At 74.0% G+C, this 12808-nt stretch carries 14 protein-coding genes; 7 read left to right on the top strand and 7 right to left on the bottom strand.

Features of this window, described 5'->3' with window-relative positions; all coding sequences use genetic code 11:
* Positions 1 to 624 precede the first annotated feature (624 nt).
* Together ACFYMP_RS21130 and mca are read right to left on the bottom strand one after the other, a co-directional pair.
* Entirely contained in the window at positions 625 to 885 is a 261-nt protein-coding gene (locus tag ACFYMP_RS21130) for a hypothetical protein (RefSeq protein ID WP_388859703.1), read from the bottom strand.
* On the bottom strand, positions 886 to 1767 hold the full coding sequence (gene mca, locus ACFYMP_RS21135; protein WP_388859706.1) for a mycothiol conjugate amidase Mca: 882 nt from the start codon (positions 1765 to 1767) through the stop codon (positions 886 to 888).
* Between the two features lie 271 nt (positions 1768 to 2038).
* Between mca and ACFYMP_RS21140 the strand changes: the two genes are divergently transcribed.
* Positions 2039 to 2431 carry a DUF4307 domain-containing protein gene (locus ACFYMP_RS21140; protein ID WP_388859710.1) on the top strand — a complete coding sequence of 131 codons (393 nt, stop codon included), beginning with the start codon at positions 2039 to 2041 and terminating at the stop codon, positions 2429 to 2431.
* Between the two features lie 310 nt (positions 2432 to 2741).
* Positions 2742 to 3239 (top strand): transcription elongation factor GreA, encoded by a 498-nt coding sequence (gene greA, locus ACFYMP_RS21145; RefSeq protein ID WP_388859713.1) that lies wholly within the window; start codon positions 2742 to 2744, stop codon positions 3237 to 3239.
* A 97-nt stretch (positions 3240 to 3336) separates the two neighbouring features.
* Here the strand turns inward: greA and ACFYMP_RS21150 are convergent, their stop codons facing one another.
* The 3 genes from ACFYMP_RS21150 to ilvA form a co-directional block, all read right to left on the bottom strand.
* The gene (locus ACFYMP_RS21150; RefSeq protein WP_388859716.1) at positions 3337 to 4206 is read right to left on the bottom strand and encodes an ABC transporter permease; all 870 of its coding nucleotides are present in this window, start codon (positions 4204 to 4206) and stop codon (positions 3337 to 3339) included.
* Positions 4203 to 5381: an ATP-binding cassette domain-containing protein gene (locus ACFYMP_RS21155; RefSeq protein ID WP_388859719.1), complete on the bottom strand. Its 1179-nt coding sequence runs from the start codon at positions 5379 to 5381 to the stop codon at positions 4203 to 4205. Before ACFYMP_RS21155 ends, ACFYMP_RS21150 begins: the two co-directional genes overlap by 4 nt.
* A 288-nt stretch (positions 5382 to 5669) precedes the next feature.
* Positions 5670 to 6935 carry a threonine ammonia-lyase gene (ilvA, locus tag ACFYMP_RS21160; protein WP_388859722.1) on the bottom strand — a complete coding sequence of 422 codons (1266 nt, stop codon included), beginning with the start codon at positions 6933 to 6935 and terminating at the stop codon, positions 5670 to 5672.
* A 217-nt stretch (positions 6936 to 7152) separates the two neighbouring features.
* On the opposite strand from ilvA, the gene ACFYMP_RS21165 reads away from it, so the two are divergent.
* The 3 genes from ACFYMP_RS21165 (at position 7153) to ACFYMP_RS21175 (ending at position 8569) form a co-directional block, all read left to right on the top strand.
* A complete protein-coding gene (locus ACFYMP_RS21165; protein WP_388859725.1) occupies positions 7153 to 7701 on the top strand; it encodes a MarR family winged helix-turn-helix transcriptional regulator in 549 nt (182 codons plus the stop codon).
* A gap of 117 nt (positions 7702 to 7818) precedes the next feature.
* Positions 7819 to 8298, top strand: coding sequence for an RNA polymerase subunit sigma-70 (locus ACFYMP_RS21170; RefSeq protein WP_388859728.1), 480 nt, complete (start codon positions 7819 to 7821; stop codon positions 8296 to 8298).
* Positions 8299 to 8314: 16 nt separating this feature from the next.
* Positions 8315 to 8569 carry a hypothetical protein gene (locus ACFYMP_RS21175; protein ID WP_388859731.1) on the top strand — a complete coding sequence of 85 codons (255 nt, stop codon included), beginning with the start codon at positions 8315 to 8317 and terminating at the stop codon, positions 8567 to 8569.
* 46 nt (positions 8570 to 8615) lie between these two features.
* On the opposite strand, the gene ACFYMP_RS21180 is transcribed toward ACFYMP_RS21175, so the two are convergent.
* Complete coding sequence (locus ACFYMP_RS21180) at positions 8616 to 9779, bottom strand: cystathionine gamma-synthase (RefSeq protein WP_388859734.1); 1164 nt, start codon at positions 9777 to 9779, stop codon at positions 8616 to 8618.
* A 76-nt stretch (positions 9780 to 9855) separates the two neighbouring features.
* On the opposite strand from ACFYMP_RS21180, the gene ACFYMP_RS21185 reads away from it, so the two are divergent.
* Together ACFYMP_RS21185 and ACFYMP_RS21190 are read left to right on the top strand one after the other, a co-directional pair.
* Positions 9856 to 10962, top strand: a complete 1107-nt coding sequence (locus ACFYMP_RS21185; protein WP_388859737.1) for a hypothetical protein — start codon at positions 9856 to 9858, stop codon at positions 10960 to 10962.
* Positions 10963 to 11315: 353 nt separating this feature from the next.
* Complete coding sequence (locus tag ACFYMP_RS21190) at positions 11316 to 12275, top strand: SDR family NAD(P)-dependent oxidoreductase (RefSeq protein WP_388859740.1); 960 nt, start codon at positions 11316 to 11318, stop codon at positions 12273 to 12275.
* A gap of 56 nt (positions 12276 to 12331) precedes the next feature.
* Here ACFYMP_RS21190 and ACFYMP_RS21195 read toward each other — a convergent pair whose 3' ends face one another.
* A complete protein-coding gene (locus ACFYMP_RS21195; protein WP_388859743.1) occupies positions 12332 to 12688 on the bottom strand; it encodes a DUF1330 domain-containing protein in 357 nt (118 codons plus the stop codon).
* Positions 12689 to 12808 lie beyond the last annotated feature (120 nt).

Consider the following 12808-nt stretch of genomic DNA (forward strand, 5'->3'; position numbering starts at 1 on the left):
GCCGTACGGCGGGACGCGGGAGGGCCGACGGGGTGAGGCGCGGGCGCGGCCCAGTCCGCGGGCCCGGCTGGTGGAGGGGGCCGACGCGGCGGAGACGGGCGCAATCCCCGCGGGCGACGGTGCCGCCGTACGCGTTCCGGGCGGGTGGGCGCGGCCGTCGCGGAGGAGGGACAGACGCGGGGCGCGCTCGCGGCCGGGCCGCGTCCGGCTCGGGACGGGGCGCTGACGGGGTACGTCGGGGGCTACCGGCCGCTGTCGGCCGCTGACGGCGCGCCGCCTCGGCCGGGGCGGGGAGGGTGGCGGGCGCGGCGGCTCGGCAGGGTCCCGGGCCGCCACGCCCGCGAGGTGACCGGCGTGACGGTCCGGGAGGCCAGACACCGGACAACGACGGACACGCGGCCGTCCGTCCGTCGCACAACGACGGACACGCGGCCGTCGGAACGCACAGCTGCGGACGCGCGGCCGTCCGTCCGACGCACAGCCGACGGACACGCGGCCGTCCGACGCACAGCCGACAGCCGGACGAGCACCAGGACGGCACCAGGACGGCACCAGGGCGCCCCGCTCCCGCACCGCTCCCGGCGGTACGCGTACCGCCGGGAGCCCGTCGTGTTCCGCTCCGCGCTACTTCGTGCGGCCGGCGGACGCCTTCCGCTGTTCCGGCGTCGTCGGGGCGGGGCTCGTCCCGTCCTGGGGCGCGTCCTGTTCCTTGAATTCGACCCGGCGCATGTGGCGGTTCATGGACTTCATCAGCCCCCACACGGCCACCGCCATCACGGCGAAGACGACGAACCCGAGGATTCCGGGCGTCACCTTGTCGTCGTCGACTTCGGCGAGAGGGAGGAGATGGATCATGGCCTGGCCTGCGCTCGCGCTTACGCTCATTCAGCCATTGTCGCGGATGCCCGCAAACAGGTCGTCCTCGGGGAGGGAGGTTTCGACCAGAGACTTCGCGAGTTCGTACTCCTCGGTGGGCCAGATCTCCTTCTGGATCTCCATCGGGATGCGGAACCAGCCGCCGTCCGGGTCGATCTGGGTGGCGTGCGCGATGAGCGCCTTGTCCCGTACCTCGAAGAAGTCGGCGCAGGGAACGTGCGTGGTCAGCGTCCGCTCGACGTGCCCGGACTCCTCCCAGCGCTTGAGCCAGTCGCCGTAGGGCGACTCCAGGCCGCGGGCCAGCAGCGCCTCGTGCAGGGCCTCGGTGCGGGGACGGTTGAAGCCCTGGTTGTAGTAGAGCTTCGCGGGCTGCCACACGGGGCCGAACTCGTCCTCCGGGTAGCGCGCGGCGTCGGCCGCGCCCTCGAAGGCCACCATGGAGATCTTGTGGGTCATGATGTGGTCGGGGTGCGGGTAGCCGCCGTTCTCGTCGTAGGTGGTGATCACCTGCGGGCGGAAGGAGCGGATGGAGCGCACGAGCCGGCCGGCGGCCTCGTCGACGTCCTGGAGGGCGAAGCAGCCCTGCGGCAGCGGCGGCAGCGGGTCTCCCTCGGGGAGCCCGGAGTCGACGTAGCCGAGCCAGGTCTGCTGGACGCCGAGGATCTCGCGGGCCTCGTCCATCTCCTTCCTGCGGACCTCGTGGATGTTCTCCTCGATGTAGGAGTCGCCCTGGAGCTTGGGGTTGAGGATGGAGCCCCGCTCGCCCCCGGTGCAGGTGACGACCAGCACGTCCACCCCCTCGGACACGTACTTGGCCATCGTGGCCGCGCCCTTGCTCGACTCGTCGTCGGGGTGGGCGTGGACGGCCATCAGGCGCAGCTGTTCAGTCAAGGCTCGTTCCTCGGTGATTCGTCTCTTCGTCGCGTGAGCGCGATGCTTCGTCTGTCACTGCGCGGACGCAGCGTCCGTCGGACGGCCGGGACCTCGGGGGACGGGGACGGGGTCGTGGGGCGGGATCGGACGGCCGGACGGAGGCTTCTATAGTGACCGAACCGGGGGCGGGAAAATTCCGGCTTCCGCGCAGCGCGGAACTCCGGGCGGCGCGGAACTGCCGGTACCGCGCGGAACTCCCCCGTAGCGCGTGACTCCGAAGGGAACGATCATGACGGCGGTTCGCCCCGAAGGTCGTTACGGCCGCAGCGCCGAACGGAACGCGGACCGCAGGCTGACGATCGTCGGTTCTGTGCTCGGCGTGGTGCTGCTGGTCCTGGTGGGCTGGTTCGGCTACAGCTACATCGCCGGTCAGGACATCAGCGCCGAGGTGATCAAGTTCCAGGTGGTCACCGACCACGAGGTGCAGGTCCACCTGGAGGTCCGCAAGGACGACGGCGTCAAGGGCTACTGCACGATGCGCTCCCAGTCGGAGGACGGCGCCGAGGTGGGCCGGGCCGACTTCCGCTTCGACCAGGACCGGGGCCGCGTCGACAAGGTCGTCACGCTGCGGACGACGGCGCGCGGCACCAACGCGGAACTGGTCGGCTGCCACACCGGGTGAGCGGACCGGCTTCCACCGGGTGAGGGGCCCGGCGCACCGGTTGAGGGGCCCCGGTTCACACCGGCACGGCGGCCGGCCCCCACCGGCACAGCGGCCCGCTCACACCGTCTGAGCCACCCGCTACGCGTGCCGCCCGGGGCCCCGGTGCCCCCGTGCCCCGCGCCCGCGACCAGCGCCGACGAATCTGCCACGGCTTATGTGCTCCCCCTGGGACGCCGGAATTGTTAGGCTCGTGGTTTCGCCCACCGAAGAGGGACCATTCTTCTGGTAGGGCGTTGCTTTGTATTCCGAGTACCTACGAGGAGCACCTGTGACCCAGACCAGCGACAACGTCACCTGGCTGACCCAGGAGGCGTACAACCAGCTGAAGAGCGAGCTGGAGGATCTGTCTGGTCCCGCGCGCATCGAGATCGCCAAGAAGATCGAGGCGGCGCGCGAGGAGGGGGACCTGCGCGAGAACGGCGGGTACCACGCGGCCAAGGAGGAGCAGGGCAAGCAGGAGCTCCGGATTCGCCAGCTCACACAGCTCCTCGACCACGCCAAGGTGGGCGAGGCCCCCGCGGACGACGGTGTGGTGGAGCCGGGCATGGTCGTCACGATCGCCTTCGACGGCGACGAGGACGACACGGTCACCTTCCTGATGGCTTCCCGCGAGTACGCGAGCAGCGACATCGAGACCTACTCCCCGCAGTCCCCGCTGGGCACGGGCGTCAACGGCAAGAAGGTCGGTGACGTAGCGGAGTACGAGCTGCCCAACGGCAAGACCGCCTCGGTGACGATCCTCGCCGCGAAGCCGTACGTGGGCTGATCCACCCGCAGGTCTCCCCGGGGGGCCGTCCGGCACGCCGTTCACCGGCGGCGGGCGGCCCCTGTCGGCGTTCCCGGCGCGGCGGGCGCCGGGCGGCTCAGCTCGTGGCCTTGCGGTAGCGGCGTACGGCGAGGGTGCGGAACACCAGGACGATGAGGACCGAGTAGATCAGTGAGGCCCACACCGGGTGCTGCATCGGCCAGGCGCCGGAGGGCGCGCCGCCGGGCAGGGCGTTGCCGAACAGGTCCCGGCACGCCTGCACGGTCGCGCTGAACGGGTTCCACTCGGCGATGTGCCCGAGGACCGCCGGCATGTTCTGCGAGGGCACGAAGGCCGTCGACACGAAGGTCAGGGGGAACAGCCACACGAGGCCCCCCGAGGTCGCGGCCTCCGGGGTGCGCACGAGGAGGCCGATGAGCGCGCCGATCCAGGAGAAGGCGTAGCCGAGCAGGAGCAGCAGCCCGAAGCCGGCGAGGACCTTCCCGAAGTTCTCGTGGGTGCGCCAGCCGACGATGAGGGCGACGCCCGCGAGGACGACGAGGATCAGCGCGGTCTGCGCCGAGTCGGCGAGGGTGCGGCCGCTCAGGACGGCGCCCCGGCTCATCGGCAGCGAGCGGAACCGGTCGACCAGGCCCTTCTGCATGTCCTCGGCGAGTCCGGCGCTGGCCCCGGCGGTCGCGAAGGTCACGGTCTGCGCGAAGATCCCCGCCATCAGGTACTCGCGGTAGGCGGCGGCGCTCAGTCCGGCGCCCGGCAGCGCGATGGAACCGCCGAACACGTAGCTGAACAGCACGACGAACATGACCGGCTGGACGAGGCCGAACACCAGGACCTCGGGGATGCGCACCATGCGGATCAGATTGCGCTTGCAAATGACCCAGGTGTCGTGGAGGGACTGCCCGAGGCCGCCGCCGGAGGCGGGTACCGGCGGGCCGTTCCGCAGCGGGCTGCTGGTCTGCGCGCTCATCGCACCGTCTCCTCGCCGTGGCCTTCGCCGTTTCGCGGACGGCCCGACCGGTCGTCCCGCGTACTGCCGCCGCCCTCGCCGTCCGGCGCGTGACCGCGACCGCCCGAGGCCCCGCCCGCTTCCGTCCCCGGCTCGCCCGAGGCCCCGCCCGCCCCCGTCTCCGGGGCGTCCGCGTCCGGAGCGTCCCGGTTCCGCGTACCGTCCGGTCTCCCGCCGTTCGCCGCGTCCTCGGCCTCCTGGGCCGCGTGGCCCGTGAGGGTGATGAACACGTCGTCGAGGGTGGGGCGGCGCAGCCCGATGTCGTCGATCTCGATGCCCCGGGAGTCCAGCGCCCTGATGACCTCGGCGAGCAGCCGGGCCCCGCCCTCGACGGGGACGGTGAGCCCGCGGGTGTGCTCGGAGACGGCCGGCTCACCGCGCGCGAAGCCGCGCAGTACCTCGGCCGCCGAGGTCAGGTTCTCCCGCTCGTGGACGACGAGTTCGACGCGCTCCCCGCCGACCTGCGCCTTCAGCTCGTCGGAGGTGCCCCGGGCGATGACCCGGCCCCGGTCGATCACGACGATGTCGTGCGCGAGGTGGTCGGCCTCCTCCAGGTACTGCGTGGTGAGCAGGAGGGTCGTCCCGCCCGCCACGAGGTCCTGGATGACCTCCCACAGCTGCTGGCGGTTGCGCGGGTCGAGCCCGGTCGTGGGTTCGTCCATGAACATCACGGGCGGGGAGACGACGAGGGCGGCGGCGAGGTCGAGGCGGCGCCGCATGCCGCCGCTGTACGTGCGGGCCGTGCGGTCGGCCGCGTCGGCGAGGTGGAACTGCTCCAGCAGCTCGTCGGCGCGCGCCTTCGCCGCCTTCCCCCTGACCTGATAGAGCCGGCCGACCATTTCCAGGTTCTCCCGGCCGGTCAGGTACTCGTCGACGGCGGCGAACTGCCCGGACAGGCCGATGACCCGGCGTACGTCGTTGGGGCGTTCCACGACGTCGATCCCGGCGACGGTCGCCCGGCCCGCGTCGGGCCGCAGCAGCGTCGTCAGGCAGCGCACCGCCGTCGTCTTCCCCGCCCCGTTGGGGCCGAGGACCCCGAGGACGCTGCCCTCGGGTACGTCGAGGTCGACCCCGTCCAGGGCCCGGACCTCGCCGAAGTGCTTGACGAGTCCTTCGGCGTGCACGGCACCGGGCATGTTCGCTCCCCCAGTCGTCCTAGGTCGGCCGCGGCCCCGCGTCGCGGGACAGTCGAAAGCCTAGGGTCGGGTACCCCGCCCCGCGCGCCGGAACGCGCTGTCGGGGGAGGCGGCCGGTGGGGCGGCGCCCGGCCCGGCGCCCGGAGCGCTGCGGGCGCCCCGCGCGCCGCGTACTCCGGGGGCCCCGCGCTCCTCGCGCTCCGGGCGCTCCGGGCGCTCCGGGCGCTCCGGGAGCCCCGTGCTCCTCGTACCCCTCGTGCCCCTCGTGCCTCTCGTGCCTCTCGTGCCTCAGACGTCCCGCTCCACGGACGTCCGCGCGTCCTGCGTGCTCGTCGCCCCGTATCCGGCCGTGCGCAGGGCCGTCTCGACCTCGGCGCGGTGTCCGGGGCCCTGGGTCTCCAGGTGCACCTCGACCTCGGCCTCGGTCAGGGCCAGCCGGGCGTCGGTGCGGACGTGCCGTACGTCGAGGACGTTCGCGTCGGCCGCCGACAGGACGCCGAGCAGTCCGGCGAGCGCGCCGGGCCGGTCCGGCAGGCGCAGCCGCAGGGACAGGTAGCGGCCGGTCGCGGCCATGCCGTGCCGCAGGACGCCCTGGAGCAGGAGCGGGTCGACGTTGCCGCCGGACAGGACGGCGACCACGGGCCCCTCGAAGGCGGCCGGGTCGGCGAGCAGCGCGGCGACGGGGGCGGCCCCGGCGGGTTCGACGACGAGTTTGGCGCGTTCCAGGCACAGCAGCAGCGCGCGGGAGAGTTCGGCCTCGGTCACCGTGCGCACCTCGTCGACGACGTCCTTGACGAGGGCGAAGGGCACGTCGCCGGGGCGGCCGACCCGGATACCGTCAGCCATGGTGCTGGGCGCGGACACGGCGACGGGCCGGCCGGCGGCCAGCGAGGGCGGATAGGGCGCCGCCCCGGCCGCCTGCACGCCGATCACCCGCACCTCGGGCCGCAGCGCCTTGACGGCGACGCCGACACCGGCCGCGAGCCCGCCGCCGCCCACGCCGACGAGGACGGTGCGCACGCCGGGGCACTGGTCGAGGATTTCCAGGCCGACGGTGCCCTGTCCCGCGATGACGTCGGGGTGGTCGAAGGGGTGGATGAAGACGGCCCCGGTGGCCTCGGCGTACTCGATGGCGGCGGCGAGGGTCTCGTCGACGACCTCTCCGTGCAGGCGGACCTCGGCGCCGTACTCGCGGGTCGCGGCGACCTTGGGCAGCGGGGCGCCGGAGGGCATGAACACGGTCGCGTGCACGCCGAGCAGCGCGGAGGCGAGGGCGACGCCCTGCGCGTGGTTGCCGGCGCTCGCGGCGACGACCCCGGCGGCCCGCTCCTCCGGGAGCAGCCCGGAGATCCGTACGTAGGCGCCGCGCAGTTTGAAGGAGCCGGTGCGCTGGAGGTTCTCGCACTTGAGGAGTACGGGGGCGCCGACCAGCCCGGACAGGTGGCGGCTGCTGTCCAGCGCGGTGACTCTGGCGACGCCGGCCAGCATCTTCTGCGCGCCTCGTACGTCGTCGAGGGTCACGGAGGGCAGCGACCGGGCCGTGCGGAAGTTCATGCGCTCCAGTGTCCCAGCGCCCGGCGGCGGGCGGGCGCGGAATGCGCGCGGCGGTAGGTGCGGGATGAATCCGGATACCTTCTGCGGGCCCCCGGGTCAAGCAGGTGTGGGGAAAAAATGACCTTCCCTTGGTTTACGCACCCCCGGTCCGTATGGCGTCGTTGCCGCGTACGCTGTCCCCCAACCCAGCCAGCCAAGCATGAAGTGAGCCCCGGCCATGCCCACATCTCCGGACATGACGACCGAGAGCGATTCCGGTCTGCTCGAAACCCTCCAGCACGCCGTGGCGGTCTTCGCCCGGCGGGCGGAACAGACGCGCCTCGGCGGGATCGGCCAGGTCCGCAACTCGATGGACCGGGCCGCGTACCTGCTGCTGAACCGTCTCGACAACGAAGGCCCCATGGGGGTCAAGGCCCTCGCGGCCAGCATGGGCATCGACTCCTCCACGGTGACCCGGCAGGTGGCCCCGCTCGTGGACACCGGCCTGGTCAAGCGGACCTCGCACCCCGAGGACGGCCGGGCCGTCGTGCTCCAGCTGTCCCCGCGCGGACAGGCCCGCCTCGCGGAGGTCCGTGCCTCGCGCCGGGCGCTGATGGCCGAGCTGACGGACAGCTGGGCGCCCGAGGAGCGGGAGATGTTCACGGCCCTGCTCACCCGGTTCAACACGGCCCTGCTCCAGCGCCAGGCGAGCCGCGAGGGCCGCGCGGAGGCGCTGTCCGGCGAGGGTCCCGGCGAGAGCGGCCAGGGGCCGGACCAGGCCCGCTGATCCCCCGCCCGGCCGGACGGCGGCCACGAACCCCCTGAAGCCACCCGGGGGTTGACGGGGCGCCGCCTTGGCCTTCTGATGAGATCCGGTCGGGTCTCCGGAGGGCGGGGGGCGAGGGTGCGCGGAAGTGGGTCTGTCCGACGGCGGCGCGCGGACCGCGAGTTCGAGGCGTACGTCGCCGGTGCGGCGCCGCGTCTGCTGCGCACCGCGGCCCTGCTGACGGCGGAGCCGCCCGAGGCCGCCCCGCTGGCCGGGCGGCTGCTCGAACTGTCCCTGGCGCGCACGTACGCCGCGTGGGGACGTCTGGGCGGGGGCGAGGACCCGTACGAGCACACCCGCAGCGATCTGGCGCTGCGCTTCGCGCGTTCCGCCTGGCGCCGGCGCGCCCCGCGCGGCGGCCCCCTGTCCGTGCTGGAGCCGCGGGCCAGGCTCGTGCTCGTCCTGCGCCTGTACGAGGGGGTGGCGGCGGAGCAGATCGCGGCGCTCCTCGCGCTGCCCGAGGATCTGGTCGAGGCGGTGTGCGCGGGGGCGGTCCACACGCTGCTGCATCCGCGGCGGGCGCCCGGCGCCCGGCACGCCGGGCCGGTGGCCCCGTGAGCGCGCGGGGGCGCGGGTGAACCTTCCGGAGCGCAAGGAGGCGCGGGCGCGGGCGCTGCTGGAGGCGGTCGCCTCGCCGCCGGTGCCCGCGGGGCTGGCCGGGCGGGCGCTGCGGCGCGGCCGGCGGATCGCGCGCCGTCGGCGGCGGCTGCGCCGGGCGGGCTGGTGCGCGCTGGGGGTGGCGGTGGCCGTCTTCGCGGTGTGGGCGATGGTGGCCAGGCCGTGGGTGGAGCCGCCGACGGTGACGACTCCACCCCTTCAGTACTGGTGAGGTCCGTACTGCCGAGGGGCCCGCGGGCCCCTCAGGTCCCGGCTCTTCAGCCGAGGGCCTCGCGCAGGTCGGCGATCAGGTCGTCGGCGGACTCGATGCCGACGGACAGCCGGACGAGGTCGGCGGGGACCTCCAGCGGGGAGCCCGCGGCCGAGGCGTGCGTCATGCGGCCGGGGTGCTCCAGCAGGGACTCGACGCCGCCCAGGGACTCGCCGAGGGTGAACAGCCTGGCGCGGTCGCACACCGCGACGGCCGCCTCCTCGCCGCCCGCGACCTGGAAGGACACCATGCCGCCGAAGGCCCGCATCTGCTTGGCGGCGGTCTCGTGGCCGGGGTGCTCGGGCAGCCCGGGGTAGAGCACGCGGGTCACCTTGGGGTGCCGGGTGAGCATGTCGGCGACGCGGGTGGCGTTCTCGCTGTGCCGGTCCATGCGCACGGCGAGGGTCTTGACGCCGCGCAGTACGAGCCACGCGTCGAAGGGGCCGGCGACGGCGCCCATGGCGTTCTGGTGGTACGCGAGTTCCTCGCCGAGCGCCTCGTCGGAGGTGACGAGGGCGCCGCCGACGACGTCGGAGTGGCCGCCCATGTACTTGGTCGTGGAGTGCACGACGACGTCGGCGCCGAGGGCGAGCGGCTGCTGGAGGTAGGGGCTCGCGAAGGTGTTGTCGACGACGAGGCGGATACCGGCGGACCGGGCGACCTCGGCGAGCGCGGTGATGTCGCTGATGCCGAGCAGCGGGTTGGAGGGCGTCTCGACCCAGATCGCCTTGGTCCGGTCCGTGAGCGCGGCGCGCACCGCCCGCGGGTCGGAGGTGTCGGCGACGGAGAAGTCGACGCCCCAGCGGCTGATCACTTTCGCGAACAGCCGGAAGGTGCCGCCGTACGCGTCGTCGGGGATGACGACGTGGTCGCCGGGGCTGAGCAGGGTGCGCAGCAGGCAGTCCTCGGCCGCGAGCCCCGAGGCGAAGGCGAGGCCGCGCCGGCCGCCCTCCAGCGCCGCGAGGTTCTCCTCCAGGGCGGTGCGGGTGGGGTTGGCGCTGCGGCTGTACTCGTAGCCGCCGCGCAGCCCGCCCACGCCGTCCTGTTTGTACGTCGACACCTGATAGATCGGCGGGACGACGGCGCCGGTGAGGGGGTCCGCGGTGTTGCCCGCGTGGATCGCGAGGGTCTCGAAGTTGTCGAACGCGTCGACGGGGTGCCTGTCGGTCATGAGCCCCGAGCGTAGTGCCCCGCGGGAGGTGGCCGGGGTTCGCCAGAACGCGTGGCCGTCTGGTTCGCTTGGAGGCATGGAGATTCTGTGGGTCCTGATGGGTGTCGTCCTGATCGGCGCCGTGCTCGTGCCGCTGCTGCGGCGGGGCGCCGGCGGCGGCATCCGGCAGGTGCTGCCGGGCTCCCCCGACGCGGCGGACCCCGCCGCCTACGGGTTCATCCTCCAGGAGGACCTGGACGTACGTATGCCCGGACCCGACCAGGACCTGCTGGACGTCCTGGAGGTCGTGCAGCACACCCAGGAGTGGCGCGCGGCCGCGCAGTTGCTCTCGGGCACCGACAAGCACGGGGAGGCGCGCTGGCAGCGGGTGCAGTCCTTCGCGGGCGCGGCCTCGCTGGAGCTGGCCCGGCGGCCCGGGGAGGGCGGCGGCTGGCTGCGGCGCTGGCGCGCCGAGGCACCGAAGGACGCGGGAGGCGCCGCGGTGCACGCGGAGTTCCTGGTGCAGCAGGCGTGGCGGACCTCGGCGCCCGGCTCGGACGAGTTCCGGATCATCCTGGAGGAGGCGCGCACCGCGAGCGGCCAGGCGGCGCTGCTCGCCCCGGGCGACCCGGTCCCGTACGTCACGGAGCTGACGGTCGCGCGGGGTCTGGGTGTGGCGCACGAGGAGTTCGAGCAGATCTGGCTGAAGATCCTGGACCGGGCCCCCGCCCACATGGGCGCGCATCTGGCGGCGCTCCAGTACTGGTGCGAGAAGTGGCACGGCTCCGCCGACCTCGCCGACTCCTTCGCGCAGGCCGCCGCCGCCCGCGCCCCGCGCGGCTCCCTGCTGGCCGCGCTCCCCCTGTTCTCGCTCTACGAGCACCTGCCCGAGGTCCCGATGGTCCGCGACTTCTACGGCACGGCCGTCGTCTCCCGCGCGATCGAGGGCGCCCTGTTCGCCGTCCACCAGGCGCGCGCCGACGACCCGGTCCTGCCCCTGGTCCGCCACCTCCTGCTGATGTTCCTGGTGCGGGCGCAGCGCTGGCGCGAGGCGATGGAGCAGATCGTCCACGTCGACGGCTACGTGGGCGCCCTCCCGTGGACGGCGAACGAGGACCCCGCGGCCGAGTACGCGGTCTACCGGGCCCTGGCCGTGGCCGGTTACGAGGCGAACGGCGGGAACCCGGCGACGCTTTCGCGGTGAGCGGTGCCTTTCGCTGCCGTCCGTGCGCACTCCCGCCGCCTGTCCCGTGCGGCCCCTCGGTGGCGGCTCGTCCTGGTCCCGCCACTACCAGGGCCGGCGGGGCACTGGCCGGCGCGCGGCTGCCGGGGGAACCTGGCGGGGAACGGGGAACGGGGGACGGGTGAGGCGGCGGACCGCGCCGGAGGGGTGCGCGGCCGGGTACGCGGCCGCTTCGGGCGGGACCCGCGCGCCGGGCCGTCGTGGGTGCGCGGGCCGGGCCCCCGCCTCGCATAACGTGCTCCTCGCCCGTATCGCCCGCTCGCCCCTCTGGACCCCCCCACACGCACCGCGCCACCGGAAGGCGGATTCTCCCGATGTTCTCGTCGACGCTTCCTCTCCCCGTCCCCGCCCCGCCGCTCACCACGCCCTTCGGTTTCGCCTCGACCGCCGAGGACGTGATCGAGGGGATCGGCCTGGGCGGGCGCCGGGCCGTCGTGACCGGGGCCGCCTCCGGGATCGGGGCCGAGACGGCCCGGGTCCTCGCGTCGGCGGGGGCCGAGGTGACGCTCGCCGTGCGTGATGCCGAGGCCGGGCACAAGGTGGCCGCCACGATCACCGGGGGGCTCGGGAAGGACGCGGCCGGTTCCGTGCGGGTCGCGCCGCTGGACCTCGCCGACCGGGCCTCGGTACGCGCCTTCGCCGAGTCCTGGACGGGGCCGCTGCACCTGCTGGTCAACAACGCGGGCGTCATGGCGTCCCCGGAGACCCGCACCGCGGAGGGCTGGGAGTTGCAGTTCGCGACCAACCACCTCGGGCACTTCGGGCTCGCGACCGGGCTGCACGGGGCGCTCGCGGCGGCGCACGGGGCCCGGATCGTGTCGGTCGCCTCGAACGCGAACCTGCTGTCCCCCGTCGTCTTCGACGATCCGCACTTCCTGTTCCGGCCCTACGACCCGTGGCTGGCCTACGGGCAGTCGAAGACCGCCAACATCCTGTTCGCCGTCGAGGCGAGCCGCCGCTGGGCCGGGGACGGCGTCTTCGCGAACTCCCTCAACCCCGGTGCCATCGCGACCAGGCTCCAGCGGCACGTCGGCAACCGGCTGACGACGCCGCCCGAGCGGCGGAAGTCGGTGGCGCAGGGCGCGGCGACCTCCGTGCTGCTGGCCACCTCGCCGGTCCTGGAGGGGCTGGGCGGCCGCTACTTCGAGGACGGCGAGGAGGCACCCGTCGTGCACCGCCGCCCGGAGGACTTCACCGGGGTCGCCGCGTACGCCGTGTCCCCGGTCAACGCGACGCGCCTGTGGGAGCTTTCGCGGGAGCTGCTGGAGTCCTGAGCCGGCGGGGAGGGGGCCGGTCAGGGGCCGCGACTCCTGAGCCGGCGGGAGGGCGGTCAGGGGCGCGCGGCGGCCTCCGTCCGCTCCCGGACGCGCCGGGCCGTCTCGCGCGGGTCGTAGCCCTCGGGCACGCCCCGCACGAGGATCGTGTCGCCGTCCATGTGACGGGTGCGCAGCGGGAGCAGCGCGCGGTAGGCCGGGGAGCCGTACCAGGCGCGGGCCTGCTCCATGCCGGGGAAGGCGATGATCACGACGGTGCCGGGCCAGTCCCCCTCCAGCGTCTCGACCTCCGCGCCGTGCACGAGGAAACGGCCCCGGTAGGGGTCCAGGGTGTCCTGGATGCGCTCGATGTACGTGACGACCTCGGCGTGCGGCTCGCCGGGGTACAGGTGCGCCAGGGCGTACGCGGTCATGGCGGTGCCTCCCGGAAGGGACGGGGAACGGGTTCGGGGTGCCCCCGCCGTGCGTGGCGGGGGCACCCCGAATCCTTCCGGGCGGCGCGGCGCGGGTCGATTACCTCGCGGGTAAAGGGC

The organism is Streptomyces sp. NPDC007088 (assembly GCF_042869355.1).
GTDB lineage: Bacteria > Actinomycetota > Actinomycetes > Streptomycetales > Streptomycetaceae > Streptomyces.

Excerpts from the sequence above, each read along its gene's own strand:
- ACFYMP_RS21155 (WP_388859719.1), bottom strand. The coding sequence starts at position 5,381 with ATGCCCGGTGCCGTGCACGCCGAAGGACTCGTCAAGCACTTCGGCGAG.
- ACFYMP_RS21190 (WP_388859740.1), top strand. The coding sequence starts at position 11,316 with ATGTTCTCGTCGACGCTTCCTCTCCCCGTCCCCGCCCCGCCGCTCACC.
- ACFYMP_RS21165 (WP_388859725.1), top strand. The coding sequence starts at position 7,153 with ATGCCCACATCTCCGGACATGACGACCGAGAGCGATTCCGGTCTGCTC.
- ACFYMP_RS21130 (WP_388859703.1), bottom strand. The coding sequence starts at position 885 with ATGAGCGTAAGCGCGAGCGCAGGCCAGGCCATGATCCATCTCCTCCCT.
- ACFYMP_RS21195 (WP_388859743.1), bottom strand. The coding sequence starts at position 12,688 with ATGACCGCGTACGCCCTGGCGCACCTGTACCCCGGCGAGCCGCACGCC.
- ACFYMP_RS21180 (WP_388859734.1), bottom strand. The coding sequence starts at position 9,779 with ATGACCGACAGGCACCCCGTCGACGCGTTCGACAACTTCGAGACCCTC.
- ACFYMP_RS21140 (WP_388859710.1), top strand. The coding sequence starts at position 2,039 with ATGACGGCGGTTCGCCCCGAAGGTCGTTACGGCCGCAGCGCCGAACGG.
- ACFYMP_RS21150 (WP_388859716.1), bottom strand. The coding sequence starts at position 4,206 with ATGAGCGCGCAGACCAGCAGCCCGCTGCGGAACGGCCCGCCGGTACCC.
- ilvA (WP_388859722.1), bottom strand. The coding sequence starts at position 6,935 with ATGAACTTCCGCACGGCCCGGTCGCTGCCCTCCGTGACCCTCGACGAC.
- ACFYMP_RS21185 (WP_388859737.1), top strand. The coding sequence starts at position 9,856 with ATGGAGATTCTGTGGGTCCTGATGGGTGTCGTCCTGATCGGCGCCGTG.